At 68.2% G+C, this 2,022-nt stretch carries 1 protein-coding gene; it reads left to right on the top strand.

The features are described from left to right. The first annotated feature begins 406 nt into the window (after window positions 1-406). Complete coding sequence (locus ACZ6S8_RS39495; protein WP_469463230.1) at window positions 407-1,885, top strand: MFS transporter; 1,479 nt, start codon at window positions 407-409, stop codon at window positions 1,883-1,885. Window positions 1,886-2,022 lie beyond the last annotated feature (137 nt).

Raw genomic sequence — 2,022 nt, 5'->3', positions numbered from 1 at the left:
GGTGAGATGTCGCTACGGGAGCCCAGCGATCCAGTACCAGCCGCCTGCGAACGCGCACGGATCAGCGAAGCCGGAAAGTGGTGTGCGTTGGGCTCCGGGGCTGTCGTATGGTGACCAGGTTCCTGTGCCGAGGTGTCGGTGGCAGTGACCCGATTTCCTGTTCCTTCTGTGTCGATCTTGAGGTGACGTCCTATCCATCAGGCCATGTAGTCGTCCGTGTTACCCACGTGCTGAGTTGTCGCATGTGTGCGGGGGCGGACGTCGCGCTGGCCTGAGTTGCGTCACCCCCATGCTTTCTGTCTTTCCCGGGTGCAGCTCTGCCGTCTGCCCCGGGTTTCGTGTTTTCCGGCCCCGGTGCGGCTGTCGGCAGGGCTCCCCGATTCCTTCGGATCAGGAGTTTCCCGCCGTGTCTTCCTCCGCGCTCGACAACGAGCCGCAGCACACCACCCAGCCCCCGGGCCACCGGGCACCTCACCACCCGAAAACGGCCTGGGCGGCCCGGATCGCCCTCGTGGTGCTGCTGACCGCCGAGCTCATGGACATCCTCGACCAGTCGGTCGTCCTGACCGCCCTGCCCGCGATCCAGGAATCCACCGGCGCCGGGCCTGCCGCGTTGCAGTGGCTGACCACCGGCTATTCACTGCCCGTGGCCGTCGGGCTGATCACCGGCGGGCGCCTCGGCGACCTCTACGGCCGACGCAAGATCCTCCTCATCGGCACCGTCGTGTTCACTGCGGCCTCACTGCTGTGCGGCCTTGCTGCCGGGCCGGGCGTGCTGATCGGCGCCCGCATGCTCCAGGGCGTGGGCGTGGCCCTGATGATCCCGCAGGTCCTCGCCACCCTCCATGTCACCTTCGAGGGGAAGAACCGCAGCAGAGCGTTCGGCCTGTACGGGGCCGTCCTCTCCCTCGCCAACGTCCTGGGCCCGGTCATGGGCGGCCTGCTCACCGAGGCCGATCTGTTCGGGCTGTCCTGGCGGCCGATCTTCCTGATCAATGTGCCCGTCGGCCTCGCCGTGCTCCTCCTGGGACGCCGGTTCATCCCCGAGTCGACCGCGCGGAAGGCCGACCGGCCCGACCTGACCGGCATGGCGCTGTCCGCACTGGCCGTCGTCCTGATCGTCTTTCCGCTCACCGAAGGACATCTTCACCACTGGCCGCTGTGGTGCTTCGTCCTGCTCGGTGCAGGACTTCTCGTGCTGGGCGTCTTCCTGCGCCACCAGCAGCGCAAGCAGGACAACGCCCCGCTCGTGCCCCTGTTCCTCTTCCGGGTCAGGCAGTTCTCCGGCGGCACGGCTGCGCAGCTGGTGCACGGACTTCTGTGCGGGCTGTTCTTCATGACCTGGACCCTCTACCTCCAGCGCGGACTGGGCATGAGCCCCTTCCACGCGGCCCTGGCCTTCGTGTTGCTCTCTCTCGGAGAGCTGGCCGGCGCGACGATCGCGGCGAAGAGCAGCGGGCGTTTCGCCCGCCGGCTTCCCCAGGCCGGAGTCCTCATCACGATCGCTGCCATGGCCGCCTACGGATTCCAGGCCGGCGCAGGACAAGCAGGCTTGACCCTGCTGACGATGACCCCTCCGGTGGTACTGATCGGCTTCGGCCTCGGCATGGTCAGCGGACCGCTCGCCGACATGTCCCTCGCCAACGTCTCGCACGGGGACGCCGGGTCCGCCTCGGGCCTGTTCAACACCGCCATGCACCTGGGCATCGCCCTCGGTACCGCGCTGACCGCGCTCGTGTATTTCGCCACCACCGACGGCTCAGCCGACGCCGGACTCAACCGCGGCGCGTTCATCACCGTGCTGTGGTGGGTCGGCAGCCTGCTCGTCCTGATGTGGGCCCTGATGTTCTGCCTGCCCAAGCGGGCGGCCACCCAGCCCGACTGATCCACCCCACAGCCCGAGCCTCTTCCCCGCCCTGCGGGGATGCGGGAGCGGGGCGGTGACTCGTGCGCATTCCAGGCCGGCCTGTTCCACCTCGGACGACCTCGAATGCGCACGGACACCTGCCGAGGGTTGCTCAG

The sequence above is a fragment of the Streptomyces sp. NPDC048461 genome, assembly GCF_055587105.1.
The sequence above is the reverse complement of the archived record's forward strand: the minus strand, read 5'-3'. Positions and strand labels throughout refer to the sequence as shown.